Source organism: Pseudonocardia ammonioxydans (genome assembly GCF_900115005.1).
Classification (GTDB): domain Bacteria; phylum Actinomycetota; class Actinomycetes; order Mycobacteriales; family Pseudonocardiaceae; genus Pseudonocardia; species Pseudonocardia ammonioxydans.
Genome location: NZ_FOUY01000044.1, coordinates 20,453 through 35,279, shown reverse-complemented (window position 1 = coordinate 35,279; position 14,827 = coordinate 20,453). Strand labels below are relative to the sequence as shown.

Sequence of the window (14,827 nt, the reverse complement as noted above, 5' to 3'; positions counted from 1 at the left end):
ATCTCGTCGCCGCGCAGGGCGAGGAACGCGACCCGACACCGGTCACGGCGCGGCGCTACCTCGGGTGACGCGCACGGCGGGTCACCGGGCCCGGGGTCGCCGCGGCCACGGCGGCGGAGGCCACCGGCCAGATCGCCGTGACGGCGGGCAGCTGCGCGAGGGCGAGGACCAGGCCGAGCGCGGAGAGCACCGTCCCGGCGACCGCGACACCACGACGCTCCGAGCCCGCCCGCGCGATCCCGAACGTCCCGGCGGCCAGGCCCACCGCGGCCAGGGGCCACGCGAGCACGCCGACGAGTCCGGCCACCTCGGCGGCCGGGACCGGGCCGGCGGACGGCGCCGCCGCGAGCAGGCCCGGATCGGCGAACGGGAGCACGGCGCACAGCAAGCCGAGGACGCCGAGCACCAGCGCGGCCGCCTCGAGCACGGCACCGGCCGCCCCGGTCACACCTCGGGGTGTCCCGCCCCGCGTGGCGGCCGTCGGCCACGCAGCACTCCCGGCCCGGCCGCCCGCACCGCCCCGTCCGGCCCGGTCCGTCGTGCCGAGCCGGCCGCCGCCCATCCGCCCAGCCGGTCCACAGGTCGGATCGGGCTGGCCGGCTGCGCGGGTCGGGCCGGTCCCGCCGGTCCCGCCGGTCCAGCCACCCGCGCTGCTCCGGCCGGTCGAGCCGGTCCTGCCGGCTGCGCCAGTCCAGCCGGTCGAGCCGGGCCGACCGCCCACGCTGCTTCGGCCCGTCTCACCGCGCCGGCCGGTTGCGCCGGTCTCACCGGCTGCACCAGTCCAGCCGGTCGAGCCGGTCCGGCCGCTCACGCCGCTCCGGCCCGCCGTCCGGGTCCAGCCGGTCTCGCCGGGTCGGCTGGACCCGCTGCCGGGGCCCGTCGTCGGGGCGCGGCCGGCCGCACCGGGCCGAACGGCTGCACGGAGCGAGCCCACCGCGGGCCGGACCGGCCCGGCGGCGCGGGCGCTGCCCGAGCCCCGGAGAGCGCCGTCCGCGGACGGCTGTGCGCCCGCTCCGGGGCCGCCGTCGACACCGTCCTGCGCCGTCGGGCCCTCACGGCCGGCCCGGCGCCGGGTACCGAACGGCGGGGCACCGAACGGGACGTGCGGGTAGCCGTCGTAGTGCGGGCCGCTGCCGGTGGCCGGCGGGACCCGCGGCGCGTCGCACGACCGGGCACCGGTGGCCCGCGGCCTCGGCACGGGGGACGGCACGGGGGACGGCACGGCGGCCCGGGGCCGCGGGACCCCGCCGTGCGGCGACCCGGCGTCCTCGGACGACAGTGCGTGCCGGCCGGTCGGCAGGGGCGCGGCGGGCGGTCCCGCCACGCCGGAGGTGTCCCGCGAGGTGCTCACGTGACCGGTGTCGGTCCGGACCCCACCGCCGTCTCACCGGTCGTCGCCGTCTCATCAAGACTGAGGACCGGCGTCACCCGACCCGGGCAGCGCCGGGCTCCCGAGGCGCTCCAGCAGCGCCATGGCGTCGGCCGGCGCGTGCACCTTCATGTCGTTGTCGAAGTAGCAGACGACGTCGCGACCCTCGCCGGTCCAGCCGCGGATCCGGTCCGCCCAGGCGTCGAGCGCGTCCGCGGTGTACCCACCGGCGTAGAGCTCGCCCTGCCCGTGCAGCCGGACGTAGACGAGGTCGGCGGTGGCCTCGTCGAACACCGGCCAGGTCCCGGCCGAGTCGGACAGCACCAGCGCGGCCCCGTGCTCGCGCAGCAGCGCGGTGAACGCCGGGTCGCGGAACGACTCGTGCCGCGGCTCGACCGCGTGCCGCAGCGGGCGGTCGGCGTCGGTCGCGGTCAGCGCCCGGCCGTCGAGGCGCTCGTCGTGCCGGGCAGCCAGGCGCGCGGCGTCGGAGGTGCTGCGGGGCAGCAGTGCCAGGAACGCGGCCGTCCGCTCGGGGTCGAACCGCATCCGCGGGGGCAGCTGCCACAGCACCGGCCCGAGTGCCGGACCGAGACCGAGCACGCCGGAGGCGAGGAAGTTCGCGACCGGGGTGGCGACATCGCGCAGCTGCTTCATGTGCGTCACGAACCGCGGGCCCTTCACCGCGAAGACGAAGCCGTCGGGGGCCTGCCCGGCCCAGTCGAGCCAGCTCTGCGGCCGCTGCAGCGAGTAGAACGATCCGTTGATCTCGATCGAGGTGACCCGCCGGGACAGGTACTCCAGCTCGCGGCGCTGCACCAGCCCGGGCGGGTAGAACGTGCCGCGCCACGGCGGGTAGCGCCATCCGGACGTCCCGACCAGGACGCGGCCGCGGCGCCTCGCCCCGCCGTCACCACCGGGGAGATCCGTCATCGCACCCATCCTTCCCGGTCGGCCCCGGGCCGGCACGTGATGCCGACGGTCGCCGCCGGCCCGGGGACGGTGCGACGATGCCGCCATGACCGATGCCGTTGTCGTCACCGGGGCCGCGGGCGCGCTGGGCCGCGCCGTCGTCGAGGAGTTCACCGGGCGGGGGCACCGGGTCGTCGCGCTGGACCGGCCCGGCGACGCCCTGGACGCGCTGGGCGCCGACCGGATCGCGGTCGACCTCACCGACCGGGGCGCGGTCGGCGAGGCGTTCGCCCGCGTCGACGAGCTGGGCCTGCCGATCGGGGCGCTGATCGCGGTCGCGGGCGGCTACGCCGGCGGCGGGCTCGCCGACACCGACGAGGACACCCTGCACGGGCTGTTCGACACCAACTTCGGCTCGGTCGTCTGGGCGGCGCAGGCCGCGGCGCCCCGGATCGCCGGCTCCGGCGGCGGCGCGATCGTCACCGTCGGGGCGCGGACCGGGATCAGCGGCCCGGCCCAGCTCGCGCACGGCACCAGCAAGGCCGCCGTACACCGGCTCACCGAGCTGCTCGCCGACGAGCTCCGGCCACAGGGGATCCGGGTGAACGCCGTCCTGCCGTCGGTGATGGACACCCCCGCCAACCGCGAGTGGATGAACGACGCCGCGGTGGCCCGCTCGGTCGCACCCGCGGCCATCGCGAAGGTGATCGCGTTCCTGGCCGGCCCGGACGCCGCCCCGGTCTCCGGCGCGCTGGTCCCGGTCTACGGCGACGGGTGAGCCCGGCTGCCAGGATGGGTGGCATGTGCATCCGACCGTCCCGCACGTCGTGACCGAGCTCGCCCCGGCGGTGCGCCGGGTCCTGGACTGGCCGGTCGACCACGTCGCCGCCGCCGTCGTCGCCGCGGACGGGACCGTCCTCGCCGACGCCGGTGACACCGCACGCGAGTTCCCGCTCGCCTCGGTCACCAAGCTGCTCTCGGCCTACGCCGTGCTGGTCGCGGTCGAGGAGGGCGCCCTCGACTGGGACGACGCGGCCGGCCCGGACGGCTCGACCGTCCGGCACCTGATCGCGCACACCTCCGGCCTGGCCTTCGACTCCGACCGGGTCCAGGCCGCCCCGGGCGCGCGGCGGATCTACTCCAACACCGGCTTCGCGGTGCTCGCCGACACCGTCGCCGACGCGACCGGGATCGGTTTCGCCGACTACCTGCACCAGGCGGTCTGCGAGCCGCTCGGCCTGGCACACACCCGCCTCGAGGGCCCGGCCGGCGCCGGGGCCGTGTCCACCGCCGACGACCTCGCCCGGTTCGCCGCCGAGCTGCAGGCGCCGCAGCTGCTCGACCCGCGCACCGTGGCCGAGGCCACGACCGTCGTCCACCCCGGCCTCGACGGACTGCTGCCCGGCTACGGGCGGCAGCGGCCCAACGACTGGGGTCTCGGCATGGAGATCCGCAACGGCAAGTCCCCGCACTGGACGGGCCTGGACTCCTCCCCGCGTACGTTCGGCCACTTCGGCCAGTCGGGGACGTTCCTGTGGGTGGACCCGGACGCACGCGCCGCCGCCGTCGTCCTCACCGACCGGGACTTCGGGCAGTGGGCGATCGACGCCTGGACCCCGTGGACCGACGGCGTCCTGGCGGCACTGGGAACGGTGCCCTGACCCGGCCACACGGCACTGCCCCGGGCACACCGGGCCCGCCGGAAAAAATCTTCGCCCGGGCGGGAATGACGGCGCCGCACCTCCTGTTGGACGGGGTGTCCGAGCCGGGCGACACGAGTCCCCGGGCCGCAACAGATAACCGCCGCCGCGGAATACCGTCCGGCTGGAGCCGCGGTGTGCCACTCGCCGCGAGGCGACCGGCGCCCGGTTCGGACCCTTCGTAGGCCCGGCCCCGAGCCGGCTTAATCCGATTGCCGCAGCCTGCGACGCCGATCACCATGGTCGGCGTCCGCGACACCCCGGACGACCAGGCAGACTGAACGAACGATGTCCACCGATCCCGCCCCGTCCGCGAGCGACCGACCCGACCCCGGGCCCGGCGCCACCGGCCGGCCCCGGCGCCCGCGTCGCCGTCGGCCGAATTCTCGTCACACCGACGTTTCCCAGCACCCCGACGTCGACCAGTCGACCAGCACGGACCAGGCCGCTGCGCAGGCCGCCCCCGGGACGGAGGGCGCCGCGCGCGGCCGTCCGGCCCGCGAGCAGCAGCGCCGACCGCGCAGCCGCGGGCCGCGGGGCCGGAGCGCTGCCGTCACGGCGCCCGGCCCCGACCAGCCCCCCGTGAGTGGTTTTCGCGGCCCTGACCGCGACAACCACTCACAGCCCATCTCCTACCCCGCGGCGCTGCCGGTCTCGGCGCGCCGGGAGGAGATCGCCGAGGCCATCCGGGACAACCAGGTCGTGATCGTGGCCGGGGAGACCGGGTCCGGGAAGACCACCCAGCTGCCGAAGATCTGCCTGGAGCTCGGCCGCGGCGTGCACGGGATGATCGGGCACACCCAGCCCCGGCGGCTCGCCGCGCGCACGGTGGCCGCCCGGATCGCCGAGGAGCTGGGGGTCGAGCTCGGCGGGACGGTCGGCTGGAAGGTGCGGTTCACCGACCAGGTCGGCGACTCCACGCAGGTCAAGCTGATGACCGACGGCATCCTGCTGGCCGAGCTGGCCGGCGACAAGGACCTGCGCCGGTACGACACGCTGATCATCGACGAGGCGCACGAACGCAGCCTCAACATCGACTTCATCCTCGGGTACCTGACCCGGTTGCTGCCCCGCCGCCCCGACCTCAAGGTGATCATCACCTCGGCGACGATCGACCCGGAGCGGTTCGCGCGGCACTTCGGTGGCGAGCAGGATCCGGCTCCGATCGTCGAGGTCTCCGGGCGCACCTACCCGGTCGAGATGCGGTACCGGCCCGTCGTCGACCCGGACGACCCGGACGCCGACCCGGACCGGCAGCTGGACGACGCGATCGGCGACGCCGTCGTCGAGCTGCAGCGCGAGGGTCCGGGCGACGTGCTCGTCTTCCTCCCCGGCGAACGGGAGATCCGCGAGGCCGCCGAGGCCCTGGAGCAGCGGAACCTGCCGGGCACCGAGATCCTGCCGCTCTACGCCCGGCTCTCGACGGCCGAGCAGCACCGTGTCTGGCAGGCGCACACCGGCAACCGGGTGGTGCTGGCGACCAACGTCGCCGAGACGTCGCTGACGGTGCCCGGGATCCGCTACGTCGTCGACACCGGCACCGCGCGCATCTCCCGGTACTCGCGCCGGCTCAAGGTGCAGCGGCTGCCGATCGAGAAGATCTCCCAGGCGTCGGCGAACCAGCGCGCCGGGCGGTGCGGGCGTACGTCCGACGGCATCGCGATCCGGCTGTACTCCGAGGACGACTTCGACGCCCGGCCCGAGTTCACCGACCCGGAGATCCTGCGCACCAACCTGGCCTCGGTCGTGCTGCAGATGATCGCGCTGGACCTGGGCGAGATCTCCGAGTTCCCGTTCGTCGAGCCGCCCGACCGGCGAGCCGTCACCGACGGCCTCGACCTGTTGCACGAGCTCGGTGCGCTCCGCCCGGACCGGCGCTCGCTGACCGCCGTGGGGCGGGCCCTGTCCCGGCTGCCGGTGGACCCGCGGCTGGGCCGGATGCTCGTCGAGGCGGACCGCAACGGCTGCCTGCGCGAGGTGCTGGTCATCGCCGCGGCGCTGTCCGTGCAGGACCCGCGCGAGCGTCCGGCCGAGCAGCGCCAGGCCGCCGACGAGAAGCACCGCCGGTTCGCGCAGGACGGTTCGGACTTCCTCGCCCACCTGCGGCTGTGGGACCATCTGGACGAGCGGCGCGCGGCGCTGTCGGGCAACAAGTTCCGCCGCGAGCTGCGCGACGACTTCGTGCACTACCTGCGGGTGCGCGAGTGGTGGGACCTGCACGGCCAGCTCCGGCAGGCCGCCCGCAGCGCCGGGATGGCGCTCAACGACCGCGATCCCGGGTGGGCCGCGCACGCCGACCGGATCCACCAGTCGGTGCTGGCCGGACTGCTGTCCCAGGTCGGCATGCAGGACCCGCTCGCCGAGAAGAAGGGCCGCGGCGACCCGAAGAAGGACCGCAAGGGACCGAAGGAGTACCTCGGTGCCCGCGGCGCGAAGTTCGCCCTGTGGCCCGGTTCCGGCATCGCGCGGAAGCCGCCGCGCTGGGTGATGGCCGCCGAGCTGGTCGAGACGACCCGGCTGTGGGCCCGCACCGTCGCCCCGGTGCAGCCGGAGTGGATCGAGCCGCTGGCCGGGCACCTGGTCAAGAAGACGTACTCGGAACCGCGCTGGTCGCGCAAGCGCGAGAGCGCCGTCGCCACCGAGCGGGTCACCCTGCACGGGCTGCCACTGGTCGCCGACCGGACCGTCGCCTACGGGAGGATCGATCCCGAGGTGAGCCGGGACCTGTTCCTGCGGCACGCGCTCGTCGAGGGCGACTGGGACACCCGGCACACGTTCTTCCTGGCCAACCGCGAACTGCTCGACGACGCCGAGGAGCTCGAGCACCGCGCCCGCCGTCGCGACCTGGTGGTCGACGAGGACACGCTGTTCGCCTTCTACGACGAGCGCGTGCCCTCCGACGTCGTCTCCGGCAAGCACTTCGACCGCTGGTGGAAGCAGGCCGCGAAGCGCGATCCCGACCTGCTCACCTACACCGAGGAGCTGCTCGCCACCGAGGCCGCGAAGCAGGTGGACCGGGCCGCCTACCCCGACCACGTGGACGCCGGCGGGCTGACCCTGCCGCTGTCCTACGCGTTCGAACCGGGCCACCACACCGACGGCGTGACCGTCGACGTGCCGGTCGCCGCGCTGCACCAGGTCGATCCGACGCCGTTCACCTGGCAGGTCCCGGGGCTGCGCGAGGAGCTGGTCACGGCACTGATCAAGACACTGCCGCGGACCCTGCGGCGCAACTTCTCCCCCGCCCCCGACCACGCCCGCGCGGTGCTGGCCCGGCTCGGGGCCGACGGGGACGGCACCTCCCGGCCGCTGCTCGACGTCCTCGAGGCCGAGCTCGGCCGGATGCGCAACCTCACGATCCGGCGCGAGGACTGGGAGCTCGACCGGCTGCCCGAGCACCTCACGGTCACGTTCCGGGTCCTCGACGAGTCCGGCACCGAGCTCGCCCGCGACACCGACCTCGACCGGCTGCGCCGCGAGCTGGCGCCCCGGGTGCGCGAGGAGCTGGCCGCCGCGGGCACCGAGGTGGAGGCGACCGGGCTGACGTCGTGGACGATCGGCGAGCTGCCCCGTGAGCTGCCGATCCGGCGCGGCGCGCACGTGGTCACCGGCTACCCGGGGCTGCGCACCCGCGGTGCGCAGAGCGACGCCGTGGACGTCCGGGTGTTCGCCACGGCCGCCGAACGGGACCCCGCGCACCATCGCGGCGCGCGCCGGCTGCTGTTGCTGAACACGCCGAATCCGGGCAAGCAGGTGCAGCGCGGCCTCGACAACCGGGCCCGCCTGGCCCTGTCCCGCAACCCGCACGGATCGCTGGAGGCCCTGCTCGAGGACTGCACCTCGGCGGCGGCCGACCACCTGATCCACCGGGGCGGCGGTGCCCCCTACGACGAAGGCCGGTACCGGCGGCTCGCCGAGCTGCTGACGATGCGGCTGCCCGCGACGACGCTGCAGGTCCTCGACGCCGTGCGGGGCGTGCTGGAGGCGTGGCACGCGGTCGGCACGACGCTGGCCGACCTGCGCGGGCCCACCACCCGCGACGGCGTCGCCGACGTCCGGGCGATCATGGACCGGCTGGTCGCGCCGGGCTTCGTGACGGCGGCCGGCGCGACCCGGCTGGGCGACGTGAAGCGCTACCTGCAGGGGCTCGGCGTGCGGCTGGACAAGCTGCACGCCGATCCCGGCCGCGACGCCCGCTGGACCGCCGAGATGGCGCCGGTCGAGGCGGAGTACCGGGGTCTGCTCGCCGCCCTGCCGGAGGGCACCGAGCCGTCACCGGCGCTGCGCGAGATCGGCTGGATGATCGAGGAGCTGCGGGTGTCGCTCTACGCGCACCCGATGAAGACGCGCCACCCGGTCTCCGTGCCCCGCGTGGAACGCGCGATCGACGAGCTCCCGCCGCCCGGCTGAGCGAACGGCCGGCGACATCGGGCCGGCCGAAAATCCGGCGGTCGCTGTCGGGGGTCACCGGCACACTCGCCCCATGACCACCGACACACCCATCGCCCGGCTCGCCCTCACCGCGCTCGACTGCCCGGACCCGCTGGAGCTCGCGCGCTTCTACTCGCGCCTCACCGGCTGGCCGGTCAAGGAACGGACCGAGAACGACTGGATCGAGCTCGACCCCGGCGGCGCCGGCGCCACCCTGGCGTTCCAGGCGATCAGCGAGGGCCCCTACCGGCCCCCGGAGTGGCCCGGCCAGGAGCACCCGCAACGGGCGCACTTCGACTTCGAGGTGCCGGACCTCGACACCGGCGAGGCCGCCGTCCTGGCGATCGGCGCGCGCAAGCACGAGGTCCAGCCGGCCCCGGAGAGCTTCCGGGTGTTCCTCGATCCGGTCGGGCACCCGTTCTGCCTGGTCACGGCCTGACCGGCGGACGCCGACCGCCGGGTGGCCGGGCCGGGCCCGGCTCCGGTCACCCGGCGGGGCCGGACGACCCGTGTGAGTATCGGCTCGACGCCGACGGTGAGGGGCCGCGCCGATGACTGCACCGACCACTCCGTACACCGCGCTCGGCGAGGCACTCGGTACTGATTTCTTCTCCGTACGTGAGCAGTTCACCGAGGAGCAGTGGCGCCTGTTCGCCGGCACGCGGAAGTTCGTCGACACCGAGGTCCTCCCCGGCATCAACGACTACTGGGAGCGCGCCGAGCTGCCGTGGCACCTGTTCCGCAGGCTGCCCGAGCTGGGGATCGTCGGGGAGGACATCGCCGGCCACGGTGCCGCGGGGATGAGCCCGCTCGCGCTCGGACTCGTCCACATGGAACTGCACCGCGGCGACGGGTCGCTGGGCACGTTCCTCGGCGTGCACGCCGGGCTGGCGATGAAGTCGATCGACATGTGCGGCTCCGACGAGCAGAAGCAGCGCTGGTTGCCGTCGATGTCCACGCTGGAGCGGACGGGGGCGTTCGCGCTGACCGAGCCGCACCACGGGTCGGACTCGGTCGCGCTGGAGACGACCGCCACCCGCGACGGCGACGGCTGGGTCCTGCACGGGACCAAGCGCTGGATCGGCAACGGCACCGTCGCCGACCTGGTGATCGTCTGGGCTCGCGACACCGGTTCCGGCGACGTGCTCGGTTTCGTCGTCGAGACCCCGGCCGACGGGTACACGGCGACGGTGATCCCGGGCAAGGTCTCGTTGCGCGCGTTGTGGCAGGCCGACATCACCCTCGACGGCGTCCGGGTGCCGGACGAGAACCGGCTCGCGCACGCCCGGTCGTTCGCCGACTGTGCCGCCGTGCTCGCCACGACCCGGAGCACCTGCGCCTGGATGGCGCTGGGCCACGCCACCGCCGGCTACGACGCCGCGCTGCGCTACGCGAAGGAACGCGAGCAGTTCGGCAGGCCCCTCGCGAGCTTCCAGATCGTGCAGGACCGGCTGGTGAAGATGCTCGCCGACCTCACCGGCATGCAGCTCTACTGCGTCCAGATGGCCCGGCTGGCCGAGGGCGGCACGCTCTCACCGACCGTCGCGGGGCTGGCGAAGATGCACAACACCAGCACCGCCCGCTCCATCCTGTCCCAGGCCCGGGACCTGCTCGGCGGCAACGGGATCCTGCTCGAGCACCACGTCGCCCGGCACTGGGCCGACATCGAGTCCATCCACACCTTCGAGGGGACCGAGACCGTCCAGACGCTGATCGTCGGGCGGGACATCACCGGGATCAGCGCCTTCACCTGATGGCCGTCACCTGATCGCCGTCACCTGATGGCCGTCGCCTGATCGCCTTCACCCGGCCCGGCCGGGCCGGAGCCGGCCCCGGTCAGGCCGCCAGGTCGCGCGGGCCCGGGCTGTCCCCGCCGAAGCGGCGGGCCAGCTCGGCCCGGACCCGGCGGTCCGAGCGCTCCTCGAGCCACCGCCGTCCGCGCCGGGACCGGGCGACGACGACGGACTCGGCGAGGTTGCGCACCACCTGCGACGGGAGGATCCACGGCGCCGTCACCGGCAGGGCCAGGTCCCGCATCCCCTCGGCCTGCAGGAACACCCGCAGCAGCGAGAGCAGGCGCCGGCGCTGCCACTGCCCCCGCCACCCGGGACGCTCCGCCCGCACCCCTTCGACCAGCGCACCGGTCAGCCGGGCCCCGCTCGGGGTCACGTCGCCCTGGGCGAGCAGGACGTGGTGGTTGAACGCGTTCTGCTCGCGCTCGGTCTCGAACAACCAGTCCCGGTCGACGCCCATCAGCCAGCCCACGTAGCGCCAGAGGTGCATGATCGCCTCCGACTCGGCCCGCGGGACGTGCCTGCCCAGCAGGCGGCAGCCGAGGACGGCGGTGCTGTTGAACAGGCCGAGGGTCGCCGCGAGGTCCGACTGGTTGATCGGGAGGCCGAGCTCCTCGGTGTCCCAGTCGCGCTCGTGCCGGTCGGCCACGAGCGCGTGCATGGCCCGCACGTGCAGGGTGGCCCGCCAGCCCTCGCCGCCGCGGTCCATCCCGCCGGGCCGGCTCACCGCGAACCCCCACGCCTGGGTCTCCCCGAGGCGCCGCATGGCGCCCGCGCCGGTGAGCCCGCCGGTCCGCACCAGCAGCTCGGTCGGCCCGCCGTAGCGGTAGCCGCCGATCAGCGACAGCCCCAGCAGGACGTCGTCGCGGCTGCGCCCCAGTCGCCGATAGGCCCGCGCGCCCCGTTCCAGCAGGTCGCGGTCCAGCCACGAGGGCTCCGGCGTCACGGCCGCGAAGAACTCGCGCAGCGGCGCCGGGGCGCCCTCGGGCGCCCCGCCTGCGGCGAGCGCCTGGTGGAACGCCCGCATCGTCACCCGCTCCGGGGCGTCGCGGCGCATCGCCCGGGCGAGCCGGGCGGCCACCTCGTCCCGGGTCGTCATCCGGCGGCCGATCTCGGTGATCAGCGACTCGTCGGGCTCGCGGACCCGGGCGACGATGCCCAGCGGGCGGGCGATCCGGGCCGAGCGCTCCGGCGCGCTGCGGAACCGCCGCGGGTACGGCCGGGCAACGGGCGTCTGTGCCACCATGCCCGGATGCTGACACGAGTGAATGCTCGCGTTCAACGCGCGTTCGGGACGCCCGGGTGAGCGGCCGGCCGGCGCGGCGGCGAGCACCCCAGCAGGACCGCTCCCGCCGGATGGTCGAGCGGATCGTCGCCGCCGGACGGGAGGTGCTGGTCGCGCGGGGCTACGACGCCGCGTCGACCAACCGGATCGCCGCGGCCGCGGGGATCTCCCCGGGGTCGCTCTACCAGTACTTCCCGGACAAGGACGCCGTCATCGGGGAGATCCTCGGCCGCCACCTCGACGACCTGGAGGCTCGCGTCTCGCGCGCGTTCCTGGAGGCGCTGCCCACCGCGGACATCGCGGACGCCGTGCACGCCATCGTGGTGGCACTGCTCGACGTGATCGGCGAGCAGCCCGACCTGCACCGGGCCGTCGCCGAGCAGCTGCCGCGCACCGCGAACGGGCGCCGGGTCGCGTTCGCCCGGCGGATCGACGAGCTCGCCGCGGTCGCCCTGATCGGGCGGGGCGTACCGCCGGAGCGGGCGCGGGTGACCGCGTGGACGGTGGTGCGCACCGCCGAGCACGTGACGACGAGCTACGTCCTCGAGCGGCCCGGCTTCGACCGGGAGCAGGTGGTCGAGGAGCTCACCCACATGGTCACCACCCACCTGGCGGGCGCGGGCCTGCGGCCCGAACCGGACTCGGACCCGTCCTGAGTGGTTCCGCGCACGGTCAGCGCGAGCTCAGGCGCAGCAGCGCCGCCACCATCAGCTCGACGATCTCGTCCGCGAGCTGCTCGGCGGTGACGTCGAGCCCGCCACCGGTCCACTCCAGGAACAGGTTCACGATCGCGCCGGACAGGCCGACGACCGCGACCTCCAGCGCCGGCGGGGACACTGCGGCCAGGAGTTCGGCGTCCACCGACCGGGCCGCCGTGGACAGCACCATCTCCGGCAGCCGGCGCCGGGCGTGCCGGCGCAGCAGCTCCTCGGCGAGCGTCTCGCGCAGCATGACCACCGCGCGCCACGGCTGCTCGGAGAACCAGTGGGCGGTCACGAGCACCGCCGCCCGCAGCCGGTGCGCCAACTCCGGGCCCGCGTCGGCGATCGCGCCCTCGACACGGGCCGCGAGCTGGGCGTACTGCTCGTCCCACAGCGCCAGCAGCAGCGTGTCCCGGTCCGGGAAGGACTCGTAGAACAGCCGCGGGCTCACCCCGGACGACCGGGTCACGGCCCGCACGGTCACCGCCGCCGCACCACCGTCGGCCATCAGCTCGCGCCCCGCGTCGAGCAGCCGGCGGCGGCGCTCACCGGCGCGCTCCTGCGCGGTCGTCCCGTGCCAGCGCGGCGTGCTCATCGCGCCCCTCCCCTTGACACCACGGCGGACCCTAACCCACGATCCCTCATCAGAAACGCCCGTTTCCCATGAACCGGGGAGAGAGGTCGAGACCATGGGCGACACCGTCTACGCCGACGAGACCCGGGCGATCCAGGCCCGTGACATGGACTTCCACTGGGACGACGTACCCCTGCACTACATCCCGGGCCGGATGGTCGCCACGCACGTCTACAACTGCATGCACCTGCTGCTACCCGAGGGCGAGAAGGCCATGTCGAAGGCGCTGGCCGACGCCCTGCCGCTGATCGAGGACCCGCGGTTGCGCGAGGAGGTCGTCGGGTTCGTCGGCCAGGAGGCCACGCACGCCGACAACCACGGCGGCATGCTGGAGCGGTTGATCTCCCTCGGCCTGGACCCGAGCCCGGTGCTGGACCGCCTGGACCGGCTGATCTCGATCATCATGTCGGACGCGGGCGAGGAGCGGATCCGCCACCAGCTGCTGTGCGAGCGCCTGGCGCTGTTCTCCGCCCTGGAGCACTACACCGCGGTGTGGGGCAAGTTCTTCCTCGAGTCCGAGGGCCTGGGCCGGTCCGGCATGCACCCGATGGTGCTCGACCTGCTGCGCTGGCACGGCGCCGAGGAGGTCGAGCACCGCAGCGTGGTGTTCGACGCGTTCATGCACGTGGACGGGGGGTACGCCCGGCGGGCACGGACCGGTGTCCTGGGGTCGCTGGCACTGGCCCTGACCGGCTTCCTGACCCTGGGCTACCTGGTCGCGAAGGACCCGTCGGGCCCGCGGGGCGTCCGGCGCTGGACCCGCGCGGCCGGTGAGTTCGTGCGGGCCACCAAGGACCGGATCATCCCGAACACCACCTGCTTCCTCACCGAGATCCCGGTCTACCTGCGCCGCGACTTCCACCCCTCGGAGCTGGGCGGCACCGACCTCGCCGTGCGCTACCTGGCCCACGCACCGATCAAGCGGACGGCGGCGTGATGCCCGCGGCCCTCGACCCGGGGCTGGACGCGCTGCTGGCCGGCTACCGCGGCTACCTGCGGCTGTTCGCCGGCAGCCGGCTGGCCCCGGCGCTGTCGCGGCCCCGCCCGGTGCGGCGGACCGGGTTCGAGACCGAGCTCGTCGTCGACCGGCGCGAGGAGATCGCCGACGGCGTCGTCGCGCTCACCCTGGCCCGCCCGGACGGCGCCGCGCTCCCGGAGTGGACCCCCGGCGCGCACGTCGACGTGGTGCTCCCCTCCGGCGCACAGCGCCAGTACTCGCTGTGCGGCGACACCGCCGACCCGGCCCGCTGGCGGATCGCCGTCCGGCGGGTCGACGGCTCCGGCGGCTCGCACGAGGTGCACGCCGACGTGCACGCGGGGACCCGGCTCACCGTCCGCGGCCCGCGCAACGCCTTCCCGATGGCCACCGAGACCGGTTACCTGTTCGTCGCCGGCGGCATCGGGATCACCCCGCTGCTGCCGATGGTGGCCCGCGCCGACGCGCTCGGCGCGGACTGGCGGCTGGTGCAGCTGGGCCGCGACACCGCGTCCACCCCCTTCACCGGTGAGCTCGCCCGCCACGACGAGCGGGTCGTCCTGCGCACCGACGCCGGCCACGGCGGCCCGCCCACCGCGGCGGAGGTCCTCGAGCTGGGCACCGCGGGCAGGCCGGTCCCGCCCGCGGTGTATCTGTGCGGGCCGCCTGCGCTGGCCGACGCGGTCCGCACCGAGCTGGCCGCGACCGCACCGGCCACCCGGTTCCACAGCGAGCGGTTCTCCGCTCCCCCGGTGCGCGGCGGTCGCCCGTTCCGGGCCGAGCTGGCCCGCACCGGGCGCACGGTCGAGGTCGCGGCCGACGAGTCGCTGCTCACCGCGCTGCGCCGCGAGCTGCCGGGCATCGCGTACTCGTGCCGGCAGGGCTTCTGCGGCACCTGCCGGGTGGGCGTCCTCGACGGTGGCGTCGACCACCGCGACACCCTGCTGACCCCCGCCGAGCGCGACGAGGAGATGCTGGTCTGCCTGTCCCGGGCCCGCGACGCGTCCCTCGTGCTGGACCTGTGAACCG

12 protein-coding genes are annotated in these 14,827 nt (G+C 75.1%); 8 read left to right on the top strand and 4 right to left on the bottom strand.

The window, feature by feature from the left end:
- Nucleotides 1-55: 55 nt before the first annotated feature.
- Both BM093_RS35395 and BM093_RS28355 read right to left on the bottom strand, forming a co-directional pair.
- On the bottom strand, nucleotides 56-448 hold the full coding sequence (locus BM093_RS35395) for a hypothetical protein (RefSeq protein ID WP_143105551.1): 393 nt from the start codon (nucleotides 446-448) through the stop codon (nucleotides 56-58).
- A 957-nt stretch (nucleotides 449-1,405) separates the two neighbouring features.
- Nucleotides 1,406-2,299 carry a DUF72 domain-containing protein gene (locus tag BM093_RS28355; RefSeq protein ID WP_093353105.1) on the bottom strand — a complete coding sequence of 298 codons (894 nt, stop codon included), beginning with the start codon at nucleotides 2,297-2,299 and terminating at the stop codon, nucleotides 1,406-1,408.
- 85 nt (nucleotides 2,300-2,384) lie between these two features.
- Between BM093_RS28355 and BM093_RS28350 the strand changes: the two genes are divergently transcribed.
- The 5 genes from BM093_RS28350 (at nucleotide 2,385) to BM093_RS28330 (ending at nucleotide 10,163) form a co-directional block, all read left to right on the top strand.
- Nucleotides 2,385-3,056 carry an SDR family oxidoreductase gene (locus tag BM093_RS28350; protein WP_093353102.1) on the top strand — a complete coding sequence of 224 codons (672 nt, stop codon included), beginning with the start codon at nucleotides 2,385-2,387 and terminating at the stop codon, nucleotides 3,054-3,056.
- Between the two features lie 25 nt (nucleotides 3,057-3,081).
- Entirely contained in the window at nucleotides 3,082-3,939 is an 858-nt protein-coding gene (locus BM093_RS28345; protein ID WP_245773860.1) for a serine hydrolase domain-containing protein, read from the top strand.
- Nucleotides 3,940-4,560: 621 nt separating this feature from the next.
- A complete protein-coding gene (gene hrpA, locus BM093_RS28340) occupies nucleotides 4,561-8,388 on the top strand; it encodes an ATP-dependent RNA helicase HrpA (protein WP_245773859.1) in 3,828 nt (1,275 codons plus the stop codon).
- A 73-nt stretch (nucleotides 8,389-8,461) separates the two neighbouring features.
- Nucleotides 8,462-8,848, top strand: coding sequence for a VOC family protein (locus BM093_RS28335; RefSeq protein WP_093353096.1), 387 nt, complete (start codon nucleotides 8,462-8,464; stop codon nucleotides 8,846-8,848).
- 112 nt (nucleotides 8,849-8,960) lie between these two features.
- Entirely contained in the window at nucleotides 8,961-10,163 is a 1,203-nt protein-coding gene (locus BM093_RS28330) for an acyl-CoA dehydrogenase family protein (RefSeq protein ID WP_093353093.1), read from the top strand.
- Between the two features lie 82 nt (nucleotides 10,164-10,245).
- Here the strand turns inward: BM093_RS28330 and BM093_RS28325 are convergent, their stop codons facing one another.
- The gene (locus BM093_RS28325; protein ID WP_093353089.1) at nucleotides 10,246-11,448 is read right to left on the bottom strand and encodes an oxygenase MpaB family protein; all 1,203 of its coding nucleotides are present in this window, start codon (nucleotides 11,446-11,448) and stop codon (nucleotides 10,246-10,248) included.
- Between the two features lie 56 nt (nucleotides 11,449-11,504).
- On the opposite strand from BM093_RS28325, the gene BM093_RS28320 reads away from it, so the two are divergent.
- A complete protein-coding gene (locus BM093_RS28320) occupies nucleotides 11,505-12,143 on the top strand; it encodes a TetR/AcrR family transcriptional regulator (protein WP_218162970.1) in 639 nt (212 codons plus the stop codon).
- 16 nt (nucleotides 12,144-12,159) lie between these two features.
- On the opposite strand, the gene BM093_RS28315 is transcribed toward BM093_RS28320, so the two are convergent.
- Complete coding sequence (locus BM093_RS28315; RefSeq protein ID WP_177238753.1) at nucleotides 12,160-12,783, bottom strand: TetR/AcrR family transcriptional regulator; 624 nt, start codon at nucleotides 12,781-12,783, stop codon at nucleotides 12,160-12,162.
- 94 nt (nucleotides 12,784-12,877) lie between these two features.
- Between BM093_RS28315 and BM093_RS28310 the strand changes: the two genes are divergently transcribed.
- Complete coding sequence (locus tag BM093_RS28310) at nucleotides 12,878-13,759, top strand: metal-dependent hydrolase (RefSeq protein ID WP_093353079.1); 882 nt, start codon at nucleotides 12,878-12,880, stop codon at nucleotides 13,757-13,759.
- Nucleotides 13,759-14,823, top strand: a complete 1,065-nt coding sequence (locus BM093_RS28305; RefSeq protein WP_093353160.1) for a PDR/VanB family oxidoreductase — start codon at nucleotides 13,759-13,761, stop codon at nucleotides 14,821-14,823. The genes BM093_RS28310 and BM093_RS28305 overlap by 1 nt, the downstream gene beginning before the upstream one ends.
- The last annotated feature ends 4 nt before the right edge of the window (nucleotides 14,824-14,827 follow it).

What these genes read in the sequence shown, in the direction of transcription:
- BM093_RS28355 (WP_093353105.1), bottom strand. Translation starts at nt 2,299, where the DNA reads ATGACGGATCTCCCCGGTGGTGACGGCGGGGCGAGGCGCCGCGGCCGC.
- BM093_RS28350 (WP_093353102.1), top strand. Translation starts at nt 2,385, where the DNA reads ATGACCGATGCCGTTGTCGTCACCGGGGCCGCGGGCGCGCTGGGCCGC.
- BM093_RS28335 (WP_093353096.1), top strand. Translation starts at nt 8,462, where the DNA reads ATGACCACCGACACACCCATCGCCCGGCTCGCCCTCACCGCGCTCGAC.
- BM093_RS28330 (WP_093353093.1), top strand. Translation starts at nt 8,961, where the DNA reads ATGACTGCACCGACCACTCCGTACACCGCGCTCGGCGAGGCACTCGGT.
- BM093_RS28325 (WP_093353089.1), bottom strand. Translation starts at nt 11,448, where the DNA reads ATGGTGGCACAGACGCCCGTTGCCCGGCCGTACCCGCGGCGGTTCCGC.
- BM093_RS28315 (WP_177238753.1), bottom strand. Translation starts at nt 12,783, where the DNA reads ATGAGCACGCCGCGCTGGCACGGGACGACCGCGCAGGAGCGCGCCGGT.
- BM093_RS28310 (WP_093353079.1), top strand. Translation starts at nt 12,878, where the DNA reads ATGGGCGACACCGTCTACGCCGACGAGACCCGGGCGATCCAGGCCCGT.
- BM093_RS28305 (WP_093353160.1), top strand. Translation starts at nt 13,759, where the DNA reads ATGCCCGCGGCCCTCGACCCGGGGCTGGACGCGCTGCTGGCCGGCTAC.